Source organism: Streptomyces sp. DSM 41931, from assembly GCF_050271085.1.
Taxonomy (GTDB): Bacteria; Actinomycetota; Actinomycetes; order Streptomycetales; family Streptomycetaceae; genus Streptomyces; species Streptomyces albogriseolus.
Genome location: NZ_CP189902.1, coordinates 6144077 through 6165746 on the forward strand (window position 1 = coordinate 6144077; position 21670 = coordinate 6165746).

Sequence of the window (21670 nt, forward strand, 5' to 3'; positions counted from 1 at the left end):
CCTGCCAACGGGAGCCGGCATGAGCTTCACCACCCCACCGCGGCCGTTCGACATCACCGCGCTCTTCCCCCAGCTGGCCCCGCTGGCGCGCACGGCGACCCGGCTGCACCCGAGGCCGGGATCGCCGACCCTGCGCGACAGTTCCGTCGGCGGGCCGCTGCTGTGGCCCGCCGACGAGCCGTGGCCGTACTGCGACGAGCCGCACGACAGCCGCGCGGAGCCGGTGGTCCACACACCGGACGACGTCCGGCTCCTCCGTCGCGACCGCGCCGCGGCGGCCGAGCGGCGGCGCCTGGACCCCGAGGCACCCCAGTGGACTCCCGAGGAACGGGCCACCTGGGAGCGGCTCGCGAACCGCCCATGGTTCGACGGTCCGATCCCTCTTCTCCCCGTCGCCCAGCTCTACGCCCGCGACGTCCCCTTCCCGCGCCCGCCTGAAGCGGACATCCTCCAGGTGCTCTGGTGCCCCTTCGACCACGAGACGGCCCACCCCCGGACGGCCCTCTTCTGGCGCTCCTCCGCCACCGTCACCCACGTTCTCGACGCACCGCCCGAGCCGCCCGTCGTCCAACGGGACTGCTACCTCCCGGAGCCGTGCCTGTTCTCACCGGAACAGGTAACCGAGTACCCCCACCCCTCGGAGCTGGACGAGGAACTGCAGGACCAACTGGAGGACGAGAGCCGTTGGGAGTCGATCGACCCCGAGCTGTACACCACGTACGCGGACGACCCGGGCGAGCTGTACCTGAACAACCTCTCCACCGCCCCCGGCTGGAAGACCGGCGGCTGGACCCGCTGGAGCCTCACCGATCCCAAGCCCCGCCCCTGCCCCGCATGCGGAACCGAGCAGGTCCCGCTGCTCACCCTCGCCTCCTCGGAATGGGACGGCGGCAGCGGTACCTGGATCGCCGAGGAGGACCCGACGGACACGTCCCCGCCTCCCCTGGGCGCCCGGGACGGCCGGTACACCTTGATCGACATCGTCGGCGGCTACAACCTCCAGCTCCACGTCTGCCCGGCCGACCCGTCCCACCCCCACATCGAGCTGGTCCAGTAAGCAAGCGTCCTCGGCGTCCTCGGCGTCCCCGCTTCGAGCAGGCCCGCATCGGCTGCCGACGCCATGCGGTCGGGGCCGCACCGGGACCTGCGCTAGTCGTCCGCCAGGAACTCCCCTCGCGGTGACCCGCGTTCGCCCCGGCGGCGGAGCGGCGAACGGTACAGGTTCCTCCATGAGCCGGCGGAGGCCGCTGCCTCTGCCCGGAATCCACCGACACCAGAGAGAAGACATGCCCTCACGACGTACCAGACGGTTACTGCCCGTCCTCGCGCTCTCCCTCACGCTGAGCCTCACGGCCGTCGGCACGACGAACGCCGGCGAAGCCCCGGACCGCGACGCGCTCAGCTCCGCGAGCCCCGCCACCGGCCCCGCTCCGGTCGATCCCGCGGCCCCCGCGGCGACCCTGCAGACCACAGCCTTCACCGCAGGGAGGTCCTGCACCCGCGTTCCCGCCGGTACGCACCCGGAGGCGCCCGAGGCGGTCACGGCGTGCGTGAGCGTGGAGAGCAGCCCCGCCAAGGCGGGCACCCTGCCCCGCACCCAGGCGACATCCGCTTCGGCCACGCCGGACACCACCACCCCCGCGCGTTCCACGACCACGCACACCGAGGGAGGCGCCGCAGGCACCCGGAGCCTGGCCGCGGACGCGGACGAGGCCGACGACCCGGCCGGCGACGGCCTCGGCACCGAGTTCGAACCCGACGCCGACGACCCCGAACCTCCGGCCGCCACCTGCCAGGTCACCAACCCCGGCACCTGGACGTGGAGCCGCACCGGCGGCATGTGCCTGAACGGCGCCGAGGTCACGTACAAGCTCCTCGACTCGAGGGGCGCGGAGATCGGGAGTGGCCTGATATCCGTCAACTCCACCCTCAGCACCTCCTACAAATCCCTCGACGTCACCGAAACGATCACCGCCAAGGTGATCCGCGTCACCGGCGACGTGCAGAGCCTCACCCTGCGCATGCAGGTCGGCTGCGGCACCGGTTGCACGACGGTGACCAAGCAGCCCTGGTACGCCACCACCTTGTCGTACAACGATGAGGTCACCGGAAAGACCAAGTACCGCGGCGACCCCTTCGCCACAGGCAAGACCCGCGTCTCCTTCCGGACCAACTACGCGATGTACGTGACGATGCCGGGCGCCAATCCGGTCGACTCCAGTGCCACCTGGTCCAGCCCCGCGGGCGGGGAGATCCGCTGTGACGCCGAGCAGCCCCGGCTGCGCGGCTGCGTCATCCCCACGAACGACCTGCCCGTACTCAGCTATTCGCGCTCGCACGAGAAGTACGGGATCGTCGTCCCGATCTACGAGGAGATCATGCGGCGCCGCGGTACCGACATCCTGCACGCCGTCGACCTGACCCAGGCGACAGCCAACCGCAACGCGACCTGCACCCCGTTCACCAACCTGTACCCGACCACCCGCGGCGCGGACAGCTGCGACGAGTTCCCGCCCGCCAGCACCAAGGAGGGCGGCCAGGACGGCAGCCTCTGCGCCGAACTGACCCCTCAGGTCGTGAACAACGTGTGGTCAGCACCCGCGACCTGGCCCAACCGCCCGACCACCGGCACGGAGACTTGTCTGCGGCTGCACATCACCCAGCGCGCCAACAGCTCCGCCGGCGGCGTCCTCGGCTCCCTGCGCAAGTACCAGCGCCTGGTGACGGACGACCCGTTCCGCATCGAGTTCACCTCCTGAACCGGGCACCATGAACCGGGCACCATGAACCGGGCCCCCGCGCTGTGCCGCGGGGGCCCGGCAGACACGATCCGGCAGACGGCGCCGGTACACAGGACGGAGGCAGAACATGACAACGGACGCGTTCGACTGGGCGGGTGACCAGATGTGCGTCACCTTCACCCGGGGCCTGGACACCGCCGAGGTGTTCGCCCGCTACGGCGCCGACCCGGCCCGTTCCCGTCTGCTCGACGCGGACGCCGCGTCCGACCTGCCCACAGGTCAGTTCGCCGCCGGAGCGGTGTCGCTCCTCCGGTCCGGAAGGCTCGGCGACTGGACGTTCTGCGTCGAGGAGGACGGCGTCATCGGCTCGTGGCCCGAACTCCTCGCCGCGCTGTCCCGCGGCACCGAGACCTACAGCGTCCTGTCCACCGAGGGTCTTGCCGTCTTCCAGTACTGGCGCGACGGCCAGTGCCTGGAGAACTTCGAGCCCGACCTGGAACAACCCCCGTCCGAGCATCACGGTCCCTGGTGGGACAGGGTTCAGGAAGCCCTGGCCGGGCGTGAGGGCTCCGGAATGGCCCCCGTGGTCGCTCTCGTCCTCGACCACCTCGGCCTCACCCTGGACGACGCGACCCTGGCCGCCCCGTGGCCCACCCTGACCATCGCGGAGGACGACGCCCCGACCGCACCGCGCGGCGACTCCTACGCAGGTGAGGGCCCGGTCCCGCCAGGCGCCGTCGAGATCCTGTAGGTCCCAGGCCGTCCCTCACCGGTCGGGCCTCAAGAGGCCGCAGACTCCAACACCGTGATCCCGGTGATCGGCGGCCGGCCGTACAGGGTGAGGATCTCGTTGGCGAGGGCGATCATGTGCAGCGGGTTGTCCCGCTGCCGGTGGGCATCGATGCCGGCTGCGAGGAGCCCCGTGGGGACGGCCCCCGCGTCGAGCAGGACGCGCCACTCCGCGGGCGGCAGCTCCAGATACTCGAGGTGGGTGAGCCGGGAGATCTCGCACGGGTCGGCGAGCGTACCGGGATACGCGCTCAGGGTCCGCAGGCGGGGCAGGTCGAAGACGGGGGCGAGGCTGAGGGGTTCCTTCTCCCACACTCCGATGCTGAGGACCTCCAGGCCGGGGTGGGCGGCGGCCTCGATGCTGGGCAGGGAGGCGCGGTTGACGTAGGCGACCAGCGGGGGCCGTTCGACCTTCGGGACCGGCCGGCCGTCGAAGTGACCGTGGACGACCATGTCGGTGAGGGAGTCGGCGACCAGCCCGGCGCCGATGTTCCCCTCGTGACCGATGATGATCACCTGTCCGAGGTGCCCGTCCGGGCCCGGTGTGAGGTCGACGGCGATACGGTCGCCGCCGCCGTTGTCACCGAAGACGATCCAGCCCGGCGAGCCGACGAGCTGCTGCACGGCGTGCTCGGGACCCGTCTCGACCGCGTCCATGGCGCCGAACTGCCACAGCACCTCGCGGGACGCCGCGTCGGCGATGTACACCTCGCCGAGCGGGAACAGTTCGCAGCCGATGGTGTCGTACGGGTCCCGGAGGTCGTCCCAGTCCTCGTACCGGCCCCGGACGACCTGGTACAGGGCTCGCAGCTCGGGCGGCAGCGTCACCCCGAGGCGCGCTTCGGCCGCCGCGAGCTCTTCCTCGGAGGCGCCCACCGCGTCCTGGAGCCGTTCACGCAGAGTGCGCCGCAGCAGGTCCACGTCCGCGGACGCGGCCGGCGCCGCGCCCGGCACCGGCTCGGGCAGGCGGCGCACCGGCTCGGGCAGCGCCCCGTCCGCGAGGAGGAGCGTGCCGGGGTGCGCGGTAGCGACACCCGGCTCGACGGAGGAGCTCGGTTCGATCAGGTGCAGCCGGAGACCACCGGGTGTGGAGGAGGCCTCCACGACGAAGGAGACACCGTCGCTCCCGTCCTTCACGAGCGCCTCGGTGATCAGGCCCACGGCGTCGAACTCGTCCTGGTTGTCCGAGACGAGTGAGGCACGCCCCGGCTGCGGGGGCCGGTAAGGGAGGGGAACACTCCACCCACCGGGACCGATCTGCCCCGCCACGTGCCCGCCGGGCGCGGAGAGCGTGTCCGCGTGCGCGGTGTGCAAGAGGCGCAGCAGGGGCTGCCAGGTGGTGATGTCACGGAGCGAGGACAAGGGAGGTCTCCGAGGTGTGATGGATGGTAATGGCTACAGCAGGACGAGCAGCCTGGTCCCCGGGACCAGCTTGCGGTTGACCGACGTCGACTGGACGAACACCGTGTAGGCGTCGTTGCTCCCCGGCGCCACCGTGACCTCCGTGGCGGGCAGGCCCAGGAGCTGGCGGGCGGCGGGGCCGGTGAACACCTTGCCGGTCATGCGGCCGGTGGCCGGGTCCTTCTCGGCCACGGCGATCTGCTTGTTCGCCTGCACCTTCTCGCGCTTGGACAGCTCGTAGAAGGCGCAGCCGGTCCTGTACGGATGCCCGGCGCTGGTGACGAAGTCGCGGATCGACGTGCGCTGGTCCACCGGGATCAGCACGTACTTGCCGGCGTCCAGGGCCTGGAGGCTGGACGTCACGTCGGCCGCGCTCAGGTCCTGGCCCATCGCGAAGAGGTTCCGGGTGCCGCGCACGCCCTGCTCACGGTCGCGCAGGAACCGGGTGGCGGCCGTCTTGACGGCGCCGATCGCCTCCTCGACACCCTGGTCGGAGTCGGCGTCCCAGATCGAGATGTTGCCCGTCGGGAAGCCGTACTGCTGGGCCGTCCGCTTGGCCAGGGAGTTCGGCACCATGATGGCCGACGTCCAGTGGTCGGGCAGGGTGTTCATCTTGTCGGCGATCCTGCTCCGCCACTCGTCCAGGACGGCACGCCCGTCGGGCATGAGGTCGTGCCGCGCGCCCGTCCTGTCGGCGCCGGAGGCGTTCTCCTCGCCGTCGGTGACGACGACTTGGAGGAAGCTGTGCTCGCCGTACTCCTCCCATATGTGACCGAGGTCGTCGAGCGCCTTCACCGAGGCCTGGATCAGTGCCGTCGCGCCGTTCTCGACGGTGTACAGCCCCCGCATGGACGGCAGGTGCTTCACGTCCATGTCCCACACCAGGTTCTCGACGAGGTGGTCGAAGGCGTAGAGGCTGATCCGGGTCTCGTGCCCGAGCCGGTCCGACTCCTCCGCGAGTCCCTTCACGAACTCGTCGACGACGCGCACCAGTTGCTCCGAGTGGCCCTGCATCGAACCGGACTTGTCGATGACGAGAGCGACGTGGTTCACGAAGTGCTTCTTCAGCCGGTCCTTCACCGTGGCGCTCATCGCGTCCATCCCTTTCCCCGTCGGCCGTCGGGGCAGCTCCCCAACGCTCGTTTCCGCAGGCGGACGTGTCCATCTCCGGGGCGTGAACCCCGGGGATGGACGCCGTTCCGTCCAAGTGATGGCTTCACCTTAGGGAGGGGCACTGACAACGCGCCTGAACTGCGGTATCGCGCATCGGCCGCTTCACGCTGCGGTCCCGGGCGCGTGAGGACATCCCAACGCACCGTTGAACTCACGCGATTAATGGTTGATGGTTCACCTAAAGCTTCGGTCCGCCGGAGCTCCGACCGGAAGGAACCACGATCATGAAGAGCCGAACCAGGAAGCTGGCGCTGGGAGCCATGGCGGCCGTCGCGTTGAGCCTCGCGCTCCCGGCGGCCCCCGCGTTAGCCACTGAGGAGATCGACTGCGGCGTCGGCACGGATGCCGTGCGGGTGACGTATCTGGAGAACGGCACGGAGCACAGCCGGTGCTGGACCGGACCCGGTGACGTCTCGCTCGGACAGAGCGGGGTCACCTCCTTCTCCTCGGGCGCCCACGAGGTGGTCGTCTTCTGGAGGACGGACTTCGGATGGGACGTCGAAGTCCTCCCGCCCTACACGTCAGCCCCCTTCACCGGGACCGGCACCCACCACGTCTACGGTTTCCACGTCAGGTAACCGCTGACGGCGGCCGGCCGGTCCGTCGTGACCGGGCCGGTGCCGACGCGCCACCAGGAGAACGGCACGCAGAAGCCCTCCGCGTCCGATGAAGGACGCGGAGGGCCTCAGTGGGTGGACGGCTCAGGGAGCCACGCCGACGGAGGCGTTGTCGCGGGCCGGCGCCTCCGCGGCCTCGCCCTCCTCGAGACCCACGTCCTTCGTCTCCCGCCCGATCAGCAGCGCCACCAGCGTCAGCAGGGCCATCGAGGACAGGTAGACGCCGACCAGCCAGGGCGAGCCGTCGCCGGCCTCCCACAGGGCCACCGCTATGAAGGGGGCCACGGCCGCGCCGAGGATCGAGCTGACGTTGTAGGAGATGCCGGAGCCCGTGTACCGCACGCTCGTCGGGAACAGCTCCGGCAGCAGCGCGCCCATCGGGCCGAACGTCATGCCCATCAGCGTGAAGCCGAACACCAGCCACAGCACCACGCCGACCGTGCCCAGGCCGATCAGCGGCACCCAGACCAGGCCGAAGACCAGGATGCCGGCCGTGACCGCGATCAGCGTGGCGCGCCGGCCGTAGCGGTCCGCGAGCGGGCCGGAGATCAGGGTGAACGCCGCGAAGAACAGCACTCCGAAGATCATCATCAGCACGAACGTCGCGTAGTCGTAGCCCAGGCCCGGCACGGCGGCGTCCTCCGCCGTGCGGCCGTAGCTCAGGGAGAACGTGGTCATCAGGTAGAAGAGCACGTACGTCGCCAGCATGAAGAACGTGCCGAGGATCAGCTGCTTCCAGTGGCTGCGGAACACCGTCGCCAGCGGAAGCTTCCGCACCAGGCCCGCCTCCTTCGTCTTGGCGAACACCGGCGCCTCGACCAGGCGCATCCGCACCCACAGGCCGATCGCGACCATCACCGCCGAGAACAGGAACGGGATGCGCCAGCCCCAGTTCAGGAAGGCGTCCGACGGCTGCGACGGGTCGGCGCCGGCCGCGGACGGCAGCAGCGCGCCGATGACGAGGAACAGGCCGTTGCCGATGATGAAGCCCAGCGGGGCGCCCAGCTGCGGGAACGTGCCGTACAGGGCGCGTTTGCCCTTCGGCGCGTTCTCGGTGGCGACCAGGGCCGCGCCGCTCCACTCGCCGCCGAGCGCGAAGCCCTGCGCCAGCCGCATCAGCACCAGCAGCGCGGTCGCCACCCAGCCCGCCTGCGCGTAGGTGGGCAGCACGCCGATGAGGAACGTGGCGATGCCCATGGTGAGCAGGGAGGCCACGAGCGTTCCCTTGCGGCCGAGGCGGTCGCCGAGGTGGCCGAAGACCACCGCGCCGATCGGCCGGGCGACCATCGCGGCGCCGAACACCGCGAACGACGAGAGCAGCGCCGTGGTGGGGTCGCTGCTCGGGAAGAAGAGCGAGGGGAAGACCAGTACGGCGGCGGTCGCGTAGATGTAGAAGTCGTAGAACTCGATCGTCGTGCCGATGAGGCTGGCGATGAGGACGCGCGACCGCGAGTTGACGGGGGTCGGGGCCGGGCTGGTGGATGGTGCGGGCATGTCACGGTCTTTCCACGGGGGACGATCGCTCCACATTCTCAGAAGGTCTCACGCATCAGGAACGGTGTTCCAAGATATGAGACAACTTCCCTGTGACCTGCTGCGGTAAATGCGTGGCCCCGCGGCCGCCCGGCTCCCTACACTCGCCGGACAGGCGCGCCCCGCCCCCCGTCGGCGGTGCGCGCGTTCAGAACCGACCTGGGAGGGAGTCCGGCCGTGCGTGACCACATCGCTGTCGCCGTCGCTCCCCGTTCCCGGTCCCGCCGGTCCGTGGTGATCCTGGTGTCTCCGGCCGCCCGGTGCCCGCTGCGCGGCCGGCACCGGAGGCCCTGACGCACGTCCGACCCCTCCGCGGGGAGTACTCGGCGCCGTGCGCCGGGGGGAATCGCGCTGCCCTTTTCCGGTTCCATCCGAAAGGCCACGGGCCATGCGCACCACCGACACCCTCGCCGTCGTCCGCAACCTCGGCATCCTCGCCCACGTCGACGCCGGCAAGACCACCGTCACCGAGCGGATCCTGTACGCCACCGGCACCACCCACAAGCGCGGCGAGGTGCACGACGGCACCACCGTCACCGACTTCGACCCGCAGGAGCGCGACCGGGGCATCACCATCTTCTCCGCCGCCGTGACCTGCTCCTGGGACGGTCACCGGATCAACCTGATCGACACCCCGGGCCACGTCGACTTCGCCGACGAGGTCGAGCGTTCCCTGCGCGTCCTCGACGGGGCGGTCGCCGTGTTCGACGCGGTCGCCGGGGTGGAGCCGCAGAGCGAGTCGGTGTGGCGGCAGGCCGACCGGCACGGCGTCCCGCGCATCGCGTTCGTCAACAAGATGGACCGGGCGGGCGCCGACCTCGACGCCGCCGTCGCCTCCGTCCGGGAGCGGCTGCACCCGGCGCCGCTGGCCGTGCAGCTCCCGGTCGGGGCCGAGGACGCCTTCACCGGCGTCGTCGACCTGCTCGGCATGCGCGCCCTGACCTGGAGCGACGAGGGTGAGGCCCGCGATCCGGCACCCGTGCCGGACGCCCTGCGGGAGGAGGCGCTGCGGCGGCGCCGGCTGCTGGAGGAGGCCGTGGCGGAACTGCACCCGGCCGCGCTGGAGGAGTTCTGCGACACGGGCGCGCTCCGCACCCGGACGCTCACGGCGGCCCTGCGGGACCTGACCGCACGCGGCGAGGCCGTGGTCGTGCTGTGCGGCTCCGCCTACCGCAACCGCGGGATCGAGCCGCTGCTGGACGCCGTCCTCGCCTATCTGCCGTCGCCGCTGGACGTACCGCCGGTGCGCGGCACGCACGACGGCGCCGAGCAGGAGCGGCCCGCCGACCCGGCGGCGCCGCTCGCCGCCCTCGCGTTCAAGGTGACCGCGACCGCCACCGGGCGCCTCACCTACCTGCGCGTCTATTCCGGAACGATCGAACAGGGGGACACCGTGTGGGACGCCAGTGCTGGCCGCGCCGAGCGTGTCGGACGCATCCTGCGCGTCACCGCCGACCGGCACGCGCGCCTGGACCGTGCGGTCGCGGGCGACATCGTCGCCGTGGTCGGACTGAAGGGCGCCCGCGCCGGCGCCACGCTGTGCGCGCCGGACGCCCCGCTGGCGCTGGAGCCGCCCGGCACCGCCGAACCCGTCGTCTCGGTCGCCGTCGAGGCGCTGCGCGGCACGGACACCGGGCGGCTGGCGTCCGCGCTGGCCCGGCTCGCGGAGGAGGACCCCTCGCTGGTCGTGCGCGGCGACGCCGAGACCGGGCAGACGGTGCTGTCCGGCATGGGCGAACTGCACCTGGAGGTCGCGGTGGAGCGGATCCGGCGCGACCACGGGCTGGGCGTCGCCGTCGGCCGGCCCCGCGTCAGCCACCGGGAGACCGTGGAGCGCGGTGTGTCCGGGTTCGTGTACCGGCACGTCAAACAGGACGGCGGGGCCGGGCAGTTCGCGCACGTGGTGCTCGACGTGGAGCCGCTGGACGACCCCGAGCGGGGCTTCGAGTTCCGCTCGGCGGTCGTCGGCGGCCGGGTGCCGCAGGAGTACGTCCGCGCCGTCGAGGCCGGCTGCCGGGACGCGCTCGCCGAGGGACCCCTCGGAGGGCACCCGGTGACGGGCCTGCGGGTGACGCTCACCGACGGTTCGACGCACGTCAAGGACTCCTCCGACACCGCGTTCCGCACCGCGGGCCGGCTCGGACTGCGGGACGCCCTGCGGGCGTGCGCGATGGTGCTCCTTGAGCCGGTCGCCGAGGTCACGGTCACCGTGCCGCAGGACGCGGTGGGGTCCGTACTCGGTGACCTGGCGGCGCGGCGCGGCCGGGTGAGCGGCTCGGCCACCCGGGCGGGCGCGGCGGTCGTCACCGCGACCGTGCCGCTGGCCGAACTCTTCGGCTACGCGACCCGGTTGCGCAGCCGCACCCAGGGCCGCGGCACCTTCACCACCCGGCCGACCGGCTACGCACCGGCACCGGCGACGGCGCCCGCCCGGTGACGCGGTGACGCGGTGGCCGGTCCCCGGTGGTCCCTCCCCGGCCCAGTGGGGGAGGGACCGTCACCGGTCAGGGGTAGGACACCACCACCGACGGCACGGTGTTCGTGCCCGAGGTCGGCGCTCCGGTGTCGTTGATGACGCACTCGTACTGTCCGTGCCCGCTCAGCGAGATGACCATCAGGTGGTGGAAGCGCACCCCGGGCCGCTCCGGGGCGGCGAAACCGTGGTGCTGGACGATCGTCGGGTCGACGTTGTAGTAGCAGTAGCTGCCCATGCCCCAGCCCTCGTGGGTGGTGACGTGGTCGCCGACCTTGTAGGCGGCGTAGCCCTTGAGCGAGCCGTTCTGGATCGCGGCCTGGTTGGGGGCGTCGTAGGCCTTCTCGTTCTGGAAGAAGATCGTGCGGCCGCGTTCGCCGTTCCACTGCACGTCGTACTTGTTGAAGTGCTCGACGAACAGGCCGGTGGCGAGGACGTCGTGGCCGTTGACGACGACACCGAAGTCGCAGCGGTTGGTCTCCCAGCCCACACCCTCGCCGTGGTCGGCGCGCCAGACCCAGGTGTGGTCGATGACGGTGTGCCGGGCGTTGACCACCATGCTGGTGGTGGCCCGGCCGGGTCCCGCACCGCCGATCCGGATGAAGACGTCCTGGACGGTGATGGGGTTGGCGGCGTGGTCCCTGCAGGCGCCGCGCGGCCCGACCTCCAGCAGGACCGGGGAGTTGACCGTTCCGGCGTCGATCAGGAAGCCGGCCAGCCGTACGCCGTCGACGTCGGCGACCTTCAGTGCGGTGACGCCGTTGTCGGGGACGAGGGTGGCGTAACCGAGGCCCAGGACGACCGTGTTCGGCCGGTTCACCCGGACCGGCTGGTCGACGTGGTAGATGCCGGGCGTGAGCAGCAGGTGCAGGCCCTGCTCGAGCGCCCGGTTGAGGGTGGCCGCCGAGTCGCCCGGCTTGGCGACGTAGAAGCGCTCCAGCGGCAGCGAGGTGCCGCGCGGGGTGCCGTTGCCCCAGGTGACGCCACGCGCGTTCCGCCGCAGTGCGGGCAGGAAGACGCGGTACTTCTCGCCGTCGAGGTACAGGAAGGGCTTCTCGCGGGAGACCGGCGTCGTGTCGAGCGTGGTGTACGGCGGGTCCGGGAAGCTCTGCGCGGGGGCGCCCTCGACGCCGGAGAACACCATGTTCCACACGGCGTTGGTCCAGCCGCCGACCGAGCTCTCCCGGGTGTACCACTGCTGCTGCGAGTAGGGGCCGACCGTGCCGTCGATCCGGCTGTCGGCGATGTAGCCGCCGCTGGCCCAGCCGTAGGTGGACGAGGCGAGGTTGAGGTCGCCGCGTATGTGCATCCGGCGGAACGGCGCGGCCTGGGCGACCGCCCAGCGGTTGGTGCCGTTGGCCGGGACGAGGGCCAGGTTCTCCGCCGAACGCCAGAAGTTCTGCGTGGCGTTGCCGTCGAACCAGCCGGCGTCGACCGTCACGTCGCCGTGGATGGTGGTGTCGTCGGGGGACAGGCCGAGGCCGGAGACGGAGGTGTAGAAGCCGAGTTGGGCGTTGAGCCCGTGGTAGGCGCCGGGCTTGAAGAAGAACTGGTAGCGGCCGGGGCCGAACTGGTCCTCCTCCTGCCGGGCGAACACCTCGTCCAGCCTGGCCTGGATGCCCGGCGTGGAGGGGTCGAAGACGATCACGTTGGGGCCGAGGTCGCCACCGCCCTTCAGGCGCGGGGGCCTTCTGTGCGCGGCCGGCGCGGCGGACGCCGTACCGGACAGACCGGCCAGCACGGGAACGGCAGCCGCGGCGCCGAGCACGGCCCGGCGGCCGACGGCGGAAAGCGGGGTCGGGGTGGCGGAGGGCGGGGTGGGAGCGGAGTCGGACGTCGACGTCATGGGGCGGCTCCTGGTTCAGGAAGTGAAAACGGCGGGGAGGTGAGAGCGCTCTCTCGCGCTGAATGGTTTATCTCCGCAACGCATGAGTCAAGACATGCGGCAGGAGTCGAGCGGGTCCGTCAGAACCCTTGACGTGGTCCCGGCCAGAGGTTTAACTCACGTCCTAAATTAAGCCGTGAGGCGCTGCCCCGGGTCTTGCCCGCGGCATTCGACCTTCCCGGAAAGGGACCAGGAGCCATGCGCAGCATCCGAGCCGCGGCCACAGGCGCCGTCATGCTGTCTCTCGCACTCGCCGCCTCGGCCTGCGGAGGCGGTTCGAGCACCGGCGGCGGGTCCAACGACTCGCCGAAGGAACTGACCTACTGGGCCTCCAACCAGGGCGCGAGCATCGAGGCCGACAAGAAGGTCCTCCAGCCGGAACTCGACAAGTTCGAGAAGCAGACCGGCATCAAGGTCAAGCTGGAGGTCGTGCCCTGGTCCGACCTGCTCAACCGCATCCTCACCGCCACCACCTCCGGCCAGGGCCCGGACATGCTGAACATCGGCAACACCTGGTCCGCCTCCCTCCAGGCGACCGGCGGCCTCCTGCCCTGGGACGACCAGCAGTTCGAGAAGATCGGCGGCAAGGACCGCTTCGTCGACTCCGCGCTCGGCTCCACCGGCGCCGAGGGACAGCCCCCGGCCGCCGTCCCGCTCTACTCCATGGCGTACGCGCTCTACTACAACAAGCAGATGTTCGCCGACGCCGGCATCGACGCCCCGCCCGCCACCTGGGACGAGTTCGTCGCCGCCGGCAAGAAGCTGTCCAAGGACGGCAGGTGGGGGACAGCCATGGAGGGTTCCAACCCCTCCGAGAACGTCCACCACGCCTACGTCTTCGCCAAGCAGCACGGCGCCGACTTCTTCACCCCCGACGGCAAGCCCGACTTCACGAACGACGACGCCGTCGCCGCGGTCAAGCAGTACGTCGACCTCATGGCCAAGGACAAGATCATCGCCCCGGGCAACGCCGAGTACGCCCAGAACCAGTCCGTCAGCGACTTCGCCAAGGGCAGGACCGGCATGCTGCTCTGGCAGTCCGCCTCCGCCAACCTCACGTCCCAGGGCATGAGCGAGGACGCCTACGGCATCGCCCCCGTGCCCGTGCAGTCCGGAACCCCCGGCGCCGGCACGCAGGTCAACTCGATGGTCGCCGGCATCAACCTCGCCGTCTTCAAGAACACCGACAACCTCGACGGCGCCACCGAGTTCGTGAAGTTCATGACCAGCGACGCCGAGCAGAAGATCCTCAACACCGCCTACAGCTCCATCCCGCCGGTCAAGGCAGCCCAGGCCGATCCCGCCTTCAACACCCCCGCCAACGCCGTGCTGAAGGACACCCTCGCCAAGAGCGCCGTCGCCCTGCCGCAGGTGCCCGACGAATCCCAGTTCGAGACCGCCGTCGGCACCGCCGTCAAGGAACTGTTCGCCGACGCCGCCGCCGGACGCCCGGTCACCACCGACTCGGTGAAGGCCGCGCTCACCAAGGCGCAGCAGCAGATGCCCACGAAGTGAGTCCCAACACCGCCATGACCGCCACCGCCCCCGCAGCGGAGGCCACCGTGCGGAAGAGCTCCCCCGGTACGGCGCGCGGCCCCCGCCGCCGCACCGGGCGGCTCCGCCGCGTCGGACTGCCCTACCTGCTGCTCCTGCCCGCGCTGCTCCTCGAACTCCTCGTCCACCTGGTGCCGATTGTCATCGGCATCGTGATGAGCTTCAAGGAACTCACCCAGTTCTACATCCGCGACTGGAGCACCGCCCCCTGGGCCGGCCTCGACAACTACTCCGTCTCGGTGGACTTCGACGCCCCCGTCGGCGAGGCCCTGCTCCACTCGTTCCTCGTCACGGTCGCCTTCACCGTGCTGTCCGTCGGCCTGTGCTGGCTGATCGGCACCGCCGCCGCCGTGTTCATGCAGGACACCTTCCGCGGCCGCGGCCTGCTGCGCGCCCTGTTCCTGGTGCCGTACGCGCTGCCCGTCTACGCGGCCGTCATCACCTGGGTTTTCATGTTCCAGCACGACAACGGCCTGGTGAACCACGTCCTGCACGACCTGCTCGGCCTCACCGACAAGCCCTCCTTCTGGCTGATCGGCGACAACAGCTTCGTCGCCCTGCTCACCGTGTCGGTGTGGAAGGGCTGGCCGTTCGCCTTCCTCATCGTGATGGCCGGCCTGCAGAACATCCCCCGTGAGCTGTACGAGGCCGCCGCCCTCGACGGCGCCGGCATGGTCCAGCAGCTCCGCCGCATCACCCTGCCGTCGCTCCGCCCGGTCAACCAGGTGCTGGTCCTCGTCCTGTTCCTGTGGACGTTCAATGACTTCAACACCCCGTACGTCCTCTTCGGCAAGAGCGCGCCCGAGGCCGCCGACCTGATCTCCGTGCACATCTACCAGGCGTCCTTCGTCACCTGGAACTTCGGCACCGGGTCCGCGATGTCCGTGCTGCTCCTGCTGTTCCTGCTCGTCGTCACGGGCGTCCACCTCGCCCTCACCTCACGCGGACGGAGGACCGCCCAGTGAGCACGCCCCGGTCCCCGATGGCCCCGCCCCGCTCGTTCCTGTGGTCACGGCGGATCTTCCTGACCCTCCTCACCGGCTTCGTGCTGATCCCGGTGTACGTCATGCTGTCCAGCTCGCTGAAGCCGCTCGCCGACGTCACCGGCACGTTCCGCTGGCTGCCGACCGAGCTGACGATCCGCCCGTACATCGACATCTGGTCCACCGTGCCGCTCGGCCGCTACTTCGTGAACTCGCTGATCGTGGCGGGCGCGGCCACCGTCTGCTCGGTCGTCATCGCCGTCTTCTCCGCCTACGCCGTCAGCCGCTACTCGTTCCGCGGCAAACGCGTCTTCACGGTGACCGTGCTGTCGACGCAGATGTTCCCCGGCATCCTGTTCCTGCTCCCGCTGTTCCTCATCTACGTCAACATCGGCAACGCCACCGGCATCGCCCTGTTCGGCTCCCGCGGCGGCCTCATCCTGACGTACCTCACCTTTTCGCTGCCGTTCTCCATCTGGATGCTGATCGGCTACTTCGACTCCGTCCCCCGCGACCTGGACGAAGCCGCGCTCGTGGACGGCTGCGGCCCGCTCGGCGCGCTGTTCCGCGTCGTCGTCCCGGCCGCGGTCCCCGGCATCGTCGCCGTCGCCGTCTACGCCTTCATGACCGCCTGGGGCGAGGTCCTCTTCGCCTCGGTGATGACCAACGACACCACCCGCACCCTGGCGGTCGGCCTCCAGGGCTACTCCACCCTCAACGACGTGTACTGGAACCAGATCATGGCCGCCTCCCTCGTGGTGAGCGTCCCCGTGGTCGCCGGGTTCCTGCTCCTCCAGCGCTACCTCGTCGCCGGCCTGACGGCAGGCGCCGTCAAGTGACCACCCCCCGCACCGAAAGGACCTCCGTGACCATCGACTACGCCGCCCTCCCCGACGACTTCCTGTGGGGCACGGCCACCTCGGCCTACCAGATCGAGGGCGCCGTGGCGGAGGACGGCCGTTCTCCGTCGATCTGGGACACCTTCTCGCACACCCCCGGCCGCATCGACAACGACGACCACGGCGACGTGGCCTGCGACCACTACCACCGCTGGCGCGAGGACATCGCCCTGATGCGCCGCCTCGGCGCCAACGCCTACCGGCTGTCCGTCGCCTGGCCGCGCGTGGTGCCCGGCGGCGACGGCCCGGTCAACGCCAAGGGCCTCGCCTTCTACGACCGGCTGATCGACGGACTCCTCGACGCCGGCATCACCCCGTCCGTCACCCTCTACCACTGGGACCTGCCCCAGACCCTCCAGGACCGCGGCGGCTGGCCCGAGCGCGACACCGCCGAACACTTCGCCGCCTACGCCTCCGCCGTCGCCGAACGCCTCGGCGACCGCGTCCACCACTGGGCCACCCTCAACGAACCCCTGTGCTCCGCCTGGATCGGTCACCTGGAGGGCAAGATGGCCCCCGGCCGGACCGACCTCGCGGCGGCCGTCCGCGCCTCCTACCACCTGCTCCTCGGCCACGGCCTCGCCGCCCGCGCCATCCGCGCCGCCGCCCCCGCCGCCCAGGTCGGCATCGTCAACAACCTCTCCACCATCCACCCGGCCAGCGACAGCCCCGAGGACCGCGCCGCCGCCGTCCGCATGGACGGCCACACCAACCGCTGGTGGCTCGACCCGGTCCACGGCCGCGGCTTCCCCTCCGACATGCGCGAGGTCTACGGCGTCGACCTCCCCGAACGCCCCGGCGACCTCGACACCATCGCGGCCCCGCTCGACTGGCTCGGCCTCAACTACTACTTCCCCCAGGTGGTCGCCGCCGACCCGGACGGCCCCGCCCCGCACGCCGCGCCCGTCCGCCGGGACGGCGTGCCGCGCACCGGCATGGACTGGGAGATCGACCCGACCGGCATCGAGGACCTCCTGCTGCGCCTCACCGACGAGTACGGCGCCCGCCGCCTCTACGTCACCGAGAACGGCTCCGCCTTCCCCGACGTGGTCCGCCCCGACGGCACGATCGACGACCCGGAGCGCCAGGACTACCTCACCCGGCACATCGCCGCCTGCGCCTCCGCCGCCCGCAAGGGCGCCCCGCTGGCCGGCTACTTCGCCTGGTCCCTGCTCGACAACTTCGAATGGGCGTACGGCTACGCCAAGCGCTTCGGCCTGGTCCACGTCGACTACACCACCCAGACCCGCACCATCAAGGGCTCGGGACACCGGTATGCGGACATCATCCGGGGGCATGGGGGGCGGGCGCGCAGGGCGGCGTGACGTCCCGGCGTCGGTGGAACGCGGGCACTGCCCCGCCCGCGCCCACCGACGGCCGCGGGTCAGGCGTCGCCGTTGAGGAGGGCGGCGGTCAGGACGTGACCGCCCACGCCCCAGCCGCCGTCGGCGACCTCGTCGACGAGCACTACGGTAATGGCGCGGGCGCGCTCACCGTAGATCTCGGCGTACAGATCGGTGGTGCGCTCGACGATCTTCCTCTTGTCGTCGGGGTCGAGGGTGTCCGCGGGGACCTTGAAGTGGGCGAAAGGCATGACTCGTACTCCTTGAGAGTTCTGTAGGAAGTTGCGGACGCGATACGGGCGCCGTACGGACGTCTCCGGGGTGACCGGCACGTCTCGGGTGACCGGCCGGGCGGCCGGCGGGATGCTCACACCATTCCGCCGTTGGCCCGCAGGACCTGTCCGTTCACCCAGTGCCCCGCCGGGCTGGTGAGGAAGGCGGCGACCCGGGCGATGTCCTCGGGCGTGCCCAGCCGCTCCAGCGGCGGGGTCTTGGCGAGCCGCTCGATCTCCTCGGGCGTCTTGCCGTCGAGGAACAGGTCGGTGGCTGTGGGGCCGGGGGCGACGGTGTTCACCGTGATGTCCCGGCCGCGCAGCTCGCGGGCGAGGATCAGGGTCATCGACTCGACGGCGGCCTTGCTCGCCACGTACGCGCTGTAAGCGGGGAACTGCGTTCCGACCACGGAGGTCGACACGCCCAGGAAGGAGCCGCCGGGCCGCAGCCGCCGAGCGGCCTGCTGGGCCACCACGAAGGCGCCGCGGATATTGGTGCGGTGCATCTCGTCGAGGGCCGACAGGTCGAGGTCGGCGACGGGCGACAGGGCGAGGCGGCCGGCGGCGTTGACCACGACGTCCACGCCGCCGAACTCCCGCTCCGCCCGGTCGAACAGCGCGGTGACCGCGTGCGCGTCCGCCACGTCCGCCCGCTCGGCGATCGCCCTCCCGCCGTCGGCGGTGATCGCCTTCACGGTCTCCTCGGCCGAGGCCACGTCCCTGGTGTAGTTCACCACCACCGCCAGACCGTCGCGGGCCAGCTGGAGCGACACCGCGCGGCCGATGCCACGCGATCCGCCGGTGACGACGGCAACCCGCTCGGGTGCCGGTGTGTGAAGGGGGTCGCTGGTAGTCATGCCTCCACGGTGCGCGGTGGCGGCCGGCACAACCAGGGGATGCCATCCCCTGGGTCGGCGCCCCGGCCGGGCACAGAATGGTGCACATGGGTTCTGCCAAGTACACCGAGCTCGGGACGTTCCTGCGGTCGCGGCGCAGCCGCATCCGGCCGGCCGACGTCGGTCTCCCCGCCGGTCCGCGGCGCCGGGTACCCGGGCTGCGCCGGGAGGAGGTGGCGCAGCTCGCCGGGGCATCGGTGGACTACTACAACGAGCTCGAGCGCGGGGCGGGCTCCCAGCCCTCCGAACAGATGATCGCCGCTCTGGCCCGGGCGCTGCGGCTGACCGCCGACGAGCGCGACTACCTCTACCGCTTGGCGGACCGCCCCGTGCCCGCCCCGGGCACCGCCGCCTCGCACGTCCACCCCGGCATGCTCGACCTGCTCCAGCGGATGCCGTCCACACCCGCGCAGGTCATCACCGACCTCCACGTCACGCTGGTGCAGAACCCGCTCGCGGTGGCGTTGCTAGGCGACCAGTCGGGATTTCGCGGGCCCCGCGCCAGCTTCGTCCACCGGTGGTTCACCGAACCCGACGCGCGCCGCCTGTACCCCGAGGCCGACCACGCGACCCAGTCCCGGGCGTTCGTCGCCGACCTGCGCGCGGCCGCCGCCCGCAGGGACGCCAAGGACACCGAGGCCACAACGATGATCCGCACCCTGCTGCACGCCTCGCCCGAGTTCGCCGCCCTCTGGGCCGACCACGACGTGGCGTTCCGCCGCGACGACCGGAAGCGGATCCGACACCCCGCCCTCGGGGTCGTCGAGGTCAACTGCCTCAACCTGTTCAGCGAGGACGGCCGGCAGCGTCTGCTGTGGTTCACCCCCGCGCTGGGCACCGACAGCGCGGACCTGCTCGATCTGCTCGCGGTCCTCGGCACGCAGGACGTCGTCGACTCCGGCTCGTAAGGGGGCCTGGCCGGGACGCGTACAGACGCCGTTCCCCCGGTCGGGGTCACTGCATTGCTCCCGGTGGTGCCGGGTAATCTCGTCCCCGTCGTCAACGCGGCCCGACGGGCTTCCGCTCCACCCCGTGGAGTTTCGAAGGACATGCCCCCACCCGCACGAGTCACTTCGTGCTGCCTGGGGGAAGTTCTTGCTGTTCCGCGCGTCCGCGAAAACGGTCGCCGTCATGGCGTTCGACGGTTCGCTGTTCCTGCACCTCACCGACCAGTTCGTCCACATGCACGGCTACCGGCCCGGCACCTCGGAGGCGCGCTCCTGGGAGCGCAGCATTCCCGTCCTGGCCGCCGCGCTCAACGACGCGGGCCTGGGCGATGTGGAGATGATGCTGGAGTATGCCCTCCCGCTGAACAGCAAGCGTGCCGACGTCGTCCTCGCGGGCGTGCACCCCTCCACCGGGGAGCCGTCGTACGTCGTGGTGGAACTGAAGCAGTGGAGCGAGGTCATCCCCCATGAGGACGATCCCACGCTGTGCCACGTCGAGCGCTACGCCCACCCCGTCCTCAACCCCATCGAGCAGGTCCGTCGCTACTGTGACTACCTGGTCAACTTCAACGGTGCGGTCGCCGAACACGGGCACAGGGTCAGCGGAGTGGCGTTCCTGCACAACGCCACCGAGTTCGGTGTCGCCGGCCTGCGGGAGATCGAGCGCGACGGCCGCGGACTGTTGTTCACGGGGCAACGCCGCGGCGAATTCCTCGATCATCTCCGTTCGAAACTGAGCGACAGCCATTCCGGTGCCCGGGCGGCGGACGAACTGCTCTCCGGCGCCACGGTGCCGTCGAAGCAGCTCATGTCCGTGGCCGCCGAGGAGGTACGCGAACGCCAGCAGTTCGTGCTCCTCGACGAGCAGCAGGTCGCCTACCGGATGGTGCTCAATGCGGTGGAGAAGGCCAAGCGCGCCGACCGCAAGGAGATCGTCGTCGTGACCGGCGGCCCGGGCACCGGCAAGAGCGTGATCGCGCTCCAACTGCTCGGCGAGCTGTACCGGCGGGGGATGCCGGCCCTGCACGCCACCGGCTCCCAGTCGTTCACCAAGACGATGAGGAAGGTCGCCGGCTCCCGCAAGCGGGAGGTGCAGGACCTCTTCAAGTACTTCAACAGCTTCATGACCACCGAGAAGAACAGCCTGGACGTACTGATCTGCGACGAGGCCCACCGCATCCGGGAGACGTCGGCGAACCGCTACACGCGTACCGAGCACCGGACCGGCAAGGCCCAGATCGACGAACTCATCGACGTCGCCCACGTGCCCGTCTTCCTGCTGGACGAGCACCAGGTGGTGCGGCCGGGTGAGATGGGCACCGTCGCCGACATCAAGGCGGCGGCTGCCAAACGGGACATCCCTTGCCACGTCGTGCCGCTGGAGAGCCAGTTCCGCTGCGGTGGCAGCGACGCCTACCTGCGCTGGGTCGTCCGGCTCCTCGGCCTCGAACCCGGCGGGCCGGTCGTCTGGGAGCCCGACGACCGCATGCAGCTGCTGGTCGCCGACAGCCCGCAGGAGATGGAGGCGTTCCTCGAGGCCCGACGGGCGGAGGGCTACGGCGCCCGCATGTCCGCCGGCTACTGCTGGCGTTGGTCTCCGGAACCGAAGCCAGGTCACCCGCTCCCGCTGGACGTCGTCATCGGTGACTGGGCCCGCCCGTGGAACCTGCGGGGTGAACGCTCGGTCTCCGGTGCGCCCCCGGCCGCCCTGTGGGCCACCGACCCGGCGGGCTCCGGCCAGGTCGGCTGCGTCTACACCGCCCAGGGCTTCGAGTACGACTGGTCCGGCGTCATCATCGGCCCTGACCTGCTGTGGCGCGGCGGCCGCTGGATCACGGACCGGACGGCCTCCAAGGACCCGGTGTTCAAGAAGTCCACCCCGGACGCCGACGTGGATCGCCTGATCCGCAATACCTACAAGGTGCTGCTGACCCGGGGCATGGTCGGCACGATCGTGTACTCGACGGACCCGGAGACGCGCGAGAAGCTGCGGGAGTTGGCGGGCGGCCGACTGGATCAGCACGTTGCCACGGTCTGACCTGGGACCCGTCTACGCCACGGGGAACGCGATCCGGCCATGATGGCTACGCTTCGCGTCGCCCCCCGCCGCATCGGCGTCCGTAGGGCGGCTGGCCTCCCTAAGATCCCGAGTACTGCTTGCGGC

General features: G+C 70.9%; 17 protein-coding genes. 11 read left to right on the forward strand and 6 right to left on the reverse strand.

From position 1 onward, the window contains the following. Positions 1–19: 19 nt before the first annotated feature. From ACP7TJ_RS28125 to ACP7TJ_RS28135, 3 genes are all read left to right on the forward strand, one after another. Complete coding sequence (locus tag ACP7TJ_RS28125) at positions 20–1057, forward strand: hypothetical protein (RefSeq protein WP_427766264.1); 1038 nt, start codon at positions 20–22, stop codon at positions 1055–1057. Positions 1058–1286: 229 nt separating this feature from the next. Then, positions 1287–2759, forward strand: a complete 1473-nt coding sequence (locus ACP7TJ_RS28130) for a NucA/NucB deoxyribonuclease domain-containing protein (RefSeq protein ID WP_427766267.1) — start codon at positions 1287–1289, stop codon at positions 2757–2759. Between the two features lie 109 nt (positions 2760–2868). Then, entirely contained in the window at positions 2869–3492 is a 624-nt protein-coding gene (locus ACP7TJ_RS28135; RefSeq protein ID WP_387580629.1) for a DUF6461 domain-containing protein, read from the forward strand. 29 nt (positions 3493–3521) lie between these two features. Here the strand turns inward: ACP7TJ_RS28135 and ACP7TJ_RS28140 are convergent, their stop codons facing one another. Both ACP7TJ_RS28140 and ACP7TJ_RS28145 read right to left on the reverse strand, forming a co-directional pair. Further along, the gene (locus tag ACP7TJ_RS28140; protein WP_427766272.1) at positions 3522–4892 is read right to left on the reverse strand and encodes an SMI1/KNR4 family protein; all 1371 of its coding nucleotides are present in this window, start codon (positions 4890–4892) and stop codon (positions 3522–3524) included. Positions 4893–4925: 33 nt separating this feature from the next. After that, on the reverse strand, positions 4926–6032 hold the full coding sequence (locus tag ACP7TJ_RS28145; protein WP_373312553.1) for a vWA domain-containing protein: 1107 nt from the start codon (positions 6030–6032) through the stop codon (positions 4926–4928). Between the two features lie 296 nt (positions 6033–6328). Here ACP7TJ_RS28145 and ACP7TJ_RS28150 point away from each other — a divergent pair, with 296 nt between their 5' ends. After that, positions 6329–6682, forward strand: a complete 354-nt coding sequence (locus ACP7TJ_RS28150) for a hypothetical protein (protein WP_266402434.1) — start codon at positions 6329–6331, stop codon at positions 6680–6682. A gap of 123 nt (positions 6683–6805) precedes the next feature. Here the strand turns inward: ACP7TJ_RS28150 and ACP7TJ_RS28155 are convergent, their stop codons facing one another. Continuing rightward, complete coding sequence (locus ACP7TJ_RS28155) at positions 6806–8215, reverse strand: MFS transporter (protein ID WP_189912386.1); 1410 nt, start codon at positions 8213–8215, stop codon at positions 6806–6808. A gap of 427 nt (positions 8216–8642) precedes the next feature. Between ACP7TJ_RS28155 and fusA the strand changes: the two genes are divergently transcribed. Then, positions 8643–10691: an elongation factor G gene (gene fusA, locus ACP7TJ_RS28160; RefSeq protein WP_427766277.1), complete on the forward strand. Its 2049-nt coding sequence runs from the start codon at positions 8643–8645 to the stop codon at positions 10689–10691. Between the two features lie 67 nt (positions 10692–10758). Here fusA and ACP7TJ_RS28165 read toward each other — a convergent pair whose 3' ends face one another. Next, a complete protein-coding gene (locus ACP7TJ_RS28165; protein WP_390920501.1) occupies positions 10759–12573 on the reverse strand; it encodes a coagulation factor 5/8 type domain-containing protein in 1815 nt (604 codons plus the stop codon). A gap of 237 nt (positions 12574–12810) precedes the next feature. Between ACP7TJ_RS28165 and ACP7TJ_RS28170 the strand changes: the two genes are divergently transcribed. The 4 genes from ACP7TJ_RS28170 to ACP7TJ_RS28185 are packed head-to-tail and all read left to right on the forward strand — an operon-like array spanning position 12811 to position 17373. Next, a complete protein-coding gene (locus ACP7TJ_RS28170) occupies positions 12811–14127 on the forward strand; it encodes an ABC transporter substrate-binding protein (RefSeq protein ID WP_427766280.1) in 1317 nt (438 codons plus the stop codon). Between the two features lie 14 nt (positions 14128–14141). Next, entirely contained in the window at positions 14142–15131 is a 990-nt protein-coding gene (locus ACP7TJ_RS28175) for a carbohydrate ABC transporter permease (RefSeq protein WP_427767504.1), read from the forward strand. A gap of 17 nt (positions 15132–15148) precedes the next feature. Then, a complete protein-coding gene (locus tag ACP7TJ_RS28180; RefSeq protein ID WP_225627865.1) occupies positions 15149–15988 on the forward strand; it encodes a carbohydrate ABC transporter permease in 840 nt (279 codons plus the stop codon). 26 nt (positions 15989–16014) lie between these two features. Next, positions 16015–17373, forward strand: coding sequence for a GH1 family beta-glucosidase (locus ACP7TJ_RS28185; RefSeq protein ID WP_387790145.1), 1359 nt, complete (start codon positions 16015–16017; stop codon positions 17371–17373). A gap of 59 nt (positions 17374–17432) precedes the next feature. On the opposite strand, the gene ACP7TJ_RS28190 is transcribed toward ACP7TJ_RS28185, so the two are convergent. Together ACP7TJ_RS28190 and ACP7TJ_RS28195 are read right to left on the reverse strand one after the other, a co-directional pair. Further along, entirely contained in the window at positions 17433–17642 is a 210-nt protein-coding gene (locus tag ACP7TJ_RS28190; RefSeq protein ID WP_427766285.1) for a tautomerase family protein, read from the reverse strand. 116 nt (positions 17643–17758) lie between these two features. Continuing rightward, complete coding sequence (locus ACP7TJ_RS28195; RefSeq protein ID WP_387751998.1) at positions 17759–18520, reverse strand: SDR family oxidoreductase; 762 nt, start codon at positions 18518–18520, stop codon at positions 17759–17761. Positions 18521–18606: 86 nt separating this feature from the next. Between ACP7TJ_RS28195 and ACP7TJ_RS28200 the strand changes: the two genes are divergently transcribed. Beyond that, the gene (locus tag ACP7TJ_RS28200) at positions 18607–19467 is read left to right on the forward strand and encodes a helix-turn-helix transcriptional regulator (RefSeq protein WP_266550517.1); all 861 of its coding nucleotides are present in this window, start codon (positions 18607–18609) and stop codon (positions 19465–19467) included. A 187-nt stretch (positions 19468–19654) separates the two neighbouring features. Beyond that, positions 19655–21544: a DNA/RNA helicase domain-containing protein gene (locus tag ACP7TJ_RS28205; protein WP_427766289.1), complete on the forward strand. Its 1890-nt coding sequence runs from the start codon at positions 19655–19657 to the stop codon at positions 21542–21544. Positions 21545–21670 lie beyond the last annotated feature (126 nt).

What these genes read in the sequence shown, in the direction of transcription:
- ACP7TJ_RS28180 (WP_225627865.1), top strand. Translation starts at nt 15,149, where the DNA reads ATGGCCCCGCCCCGCTCGTTCCTGTGGTCACGGCGGATCTTCCTGACC.
- ACP7TJ_RS28125 (WP_427766264.1), top strand. Translation starts at nt 20, where the DNA reads ATGAGCTTCACCACCCCACCGCGGCCGTTCGACATCACCGCGCTCTTC.
- ACP7TJ_RS28200 (WP_266550517.1), top strand. Translation starts at nt 18,607, where the DNA reads ATGGGTTCTGCCAAGTACACCGAGCTCGGGACGTTCCTGCGGTCGCGG.
- ACP7TJ_RS28130 (WP_427766267.1), top strand. Translation starts at nt 1,287, where the DNA reads ATGCCCTCACGACGTACCAGACGGTTACTGCCCGTCCTCGCGCTCTCC.
- ACP7TJ_RS28195 (WP_387751998.1), bottom strand. Translation starts at nt 18,520, where the DNA reads ATGACTACCAGCGACCCCCTTCACACACCGGCACCCGAGCGGGTTGCC.
- ACP7TJ_RS28150 (WP_266402434.1), top strand. Translation starts at nt 6,329, where the DNA reads ATGAAGAGCCGAACCAGGAAGCTGGCGCTGGGAGCCATGGCGGCCGTC.
- ACP7TJ_RS28170 (WP_427766280.1), top strand. Translation starts at nt 12,811, where the DNA reads ATGCGCAGCATCCGAGCCGCGGCCACAGGCGCCGTCATGCTGTCTCTC.
- ACP7TJ_RS28155 (WP_189912386.1), bottom strand. Translation starts at nt 8,215, where the DNA reads ATGCCCGCACCATCCACCAGCCCGGCCCCGACCCCCGTCAACTCGCGG.
- ACP7TJ_RS28145 (WP_373312553.1), bottom strand. Translation starts at nt 6,032, where the DNA reads ATGGACGCGATGAGCGCCACGGTGAAGGACCGGCTGAAGAAGCACTTC.
- fusA (WP_427766277.1), top strand. Translation starts at nt 8,643, where the DNA reads ATGCGCACCACCGACACCCTCGCCGTCGTCCGCAACCTCGGCATCCTC.
- ACP7TJ_RS28135 (WP_387580629.1), top strand. Translation starts at nt 2,869, where the DNA reads ATGACAACGGACGCGTTCGACTGGGCGGGTGACCAGATGTGCGTCACC.
- ACP7TJ_RS28190 (WP_427766285.1), bottom strand. Translation starts at nt 17,642, where the DNA reads ATGCCTTTCGCCCACTTCAAGGTCCCCGCGGACACCCTCGACCCCGAC.
- ACP7TJ_RS28175 (WP_427767504.1), top strand. Translation starts at nt 14,142, where the DNA reads ATGACCGCCACCGCCCCCGCAGCGGAGGCCACCGTGCGGAAGAGCTCC.
- ACP7TJ_RS28165 (WP_390920501.1), bottom strand. Translation starts at nt 12,573, where the DNA reads ATGACGTCGACGTCCGACTCCGCTCCCACCCCGCCCTCCGCCACCCCG.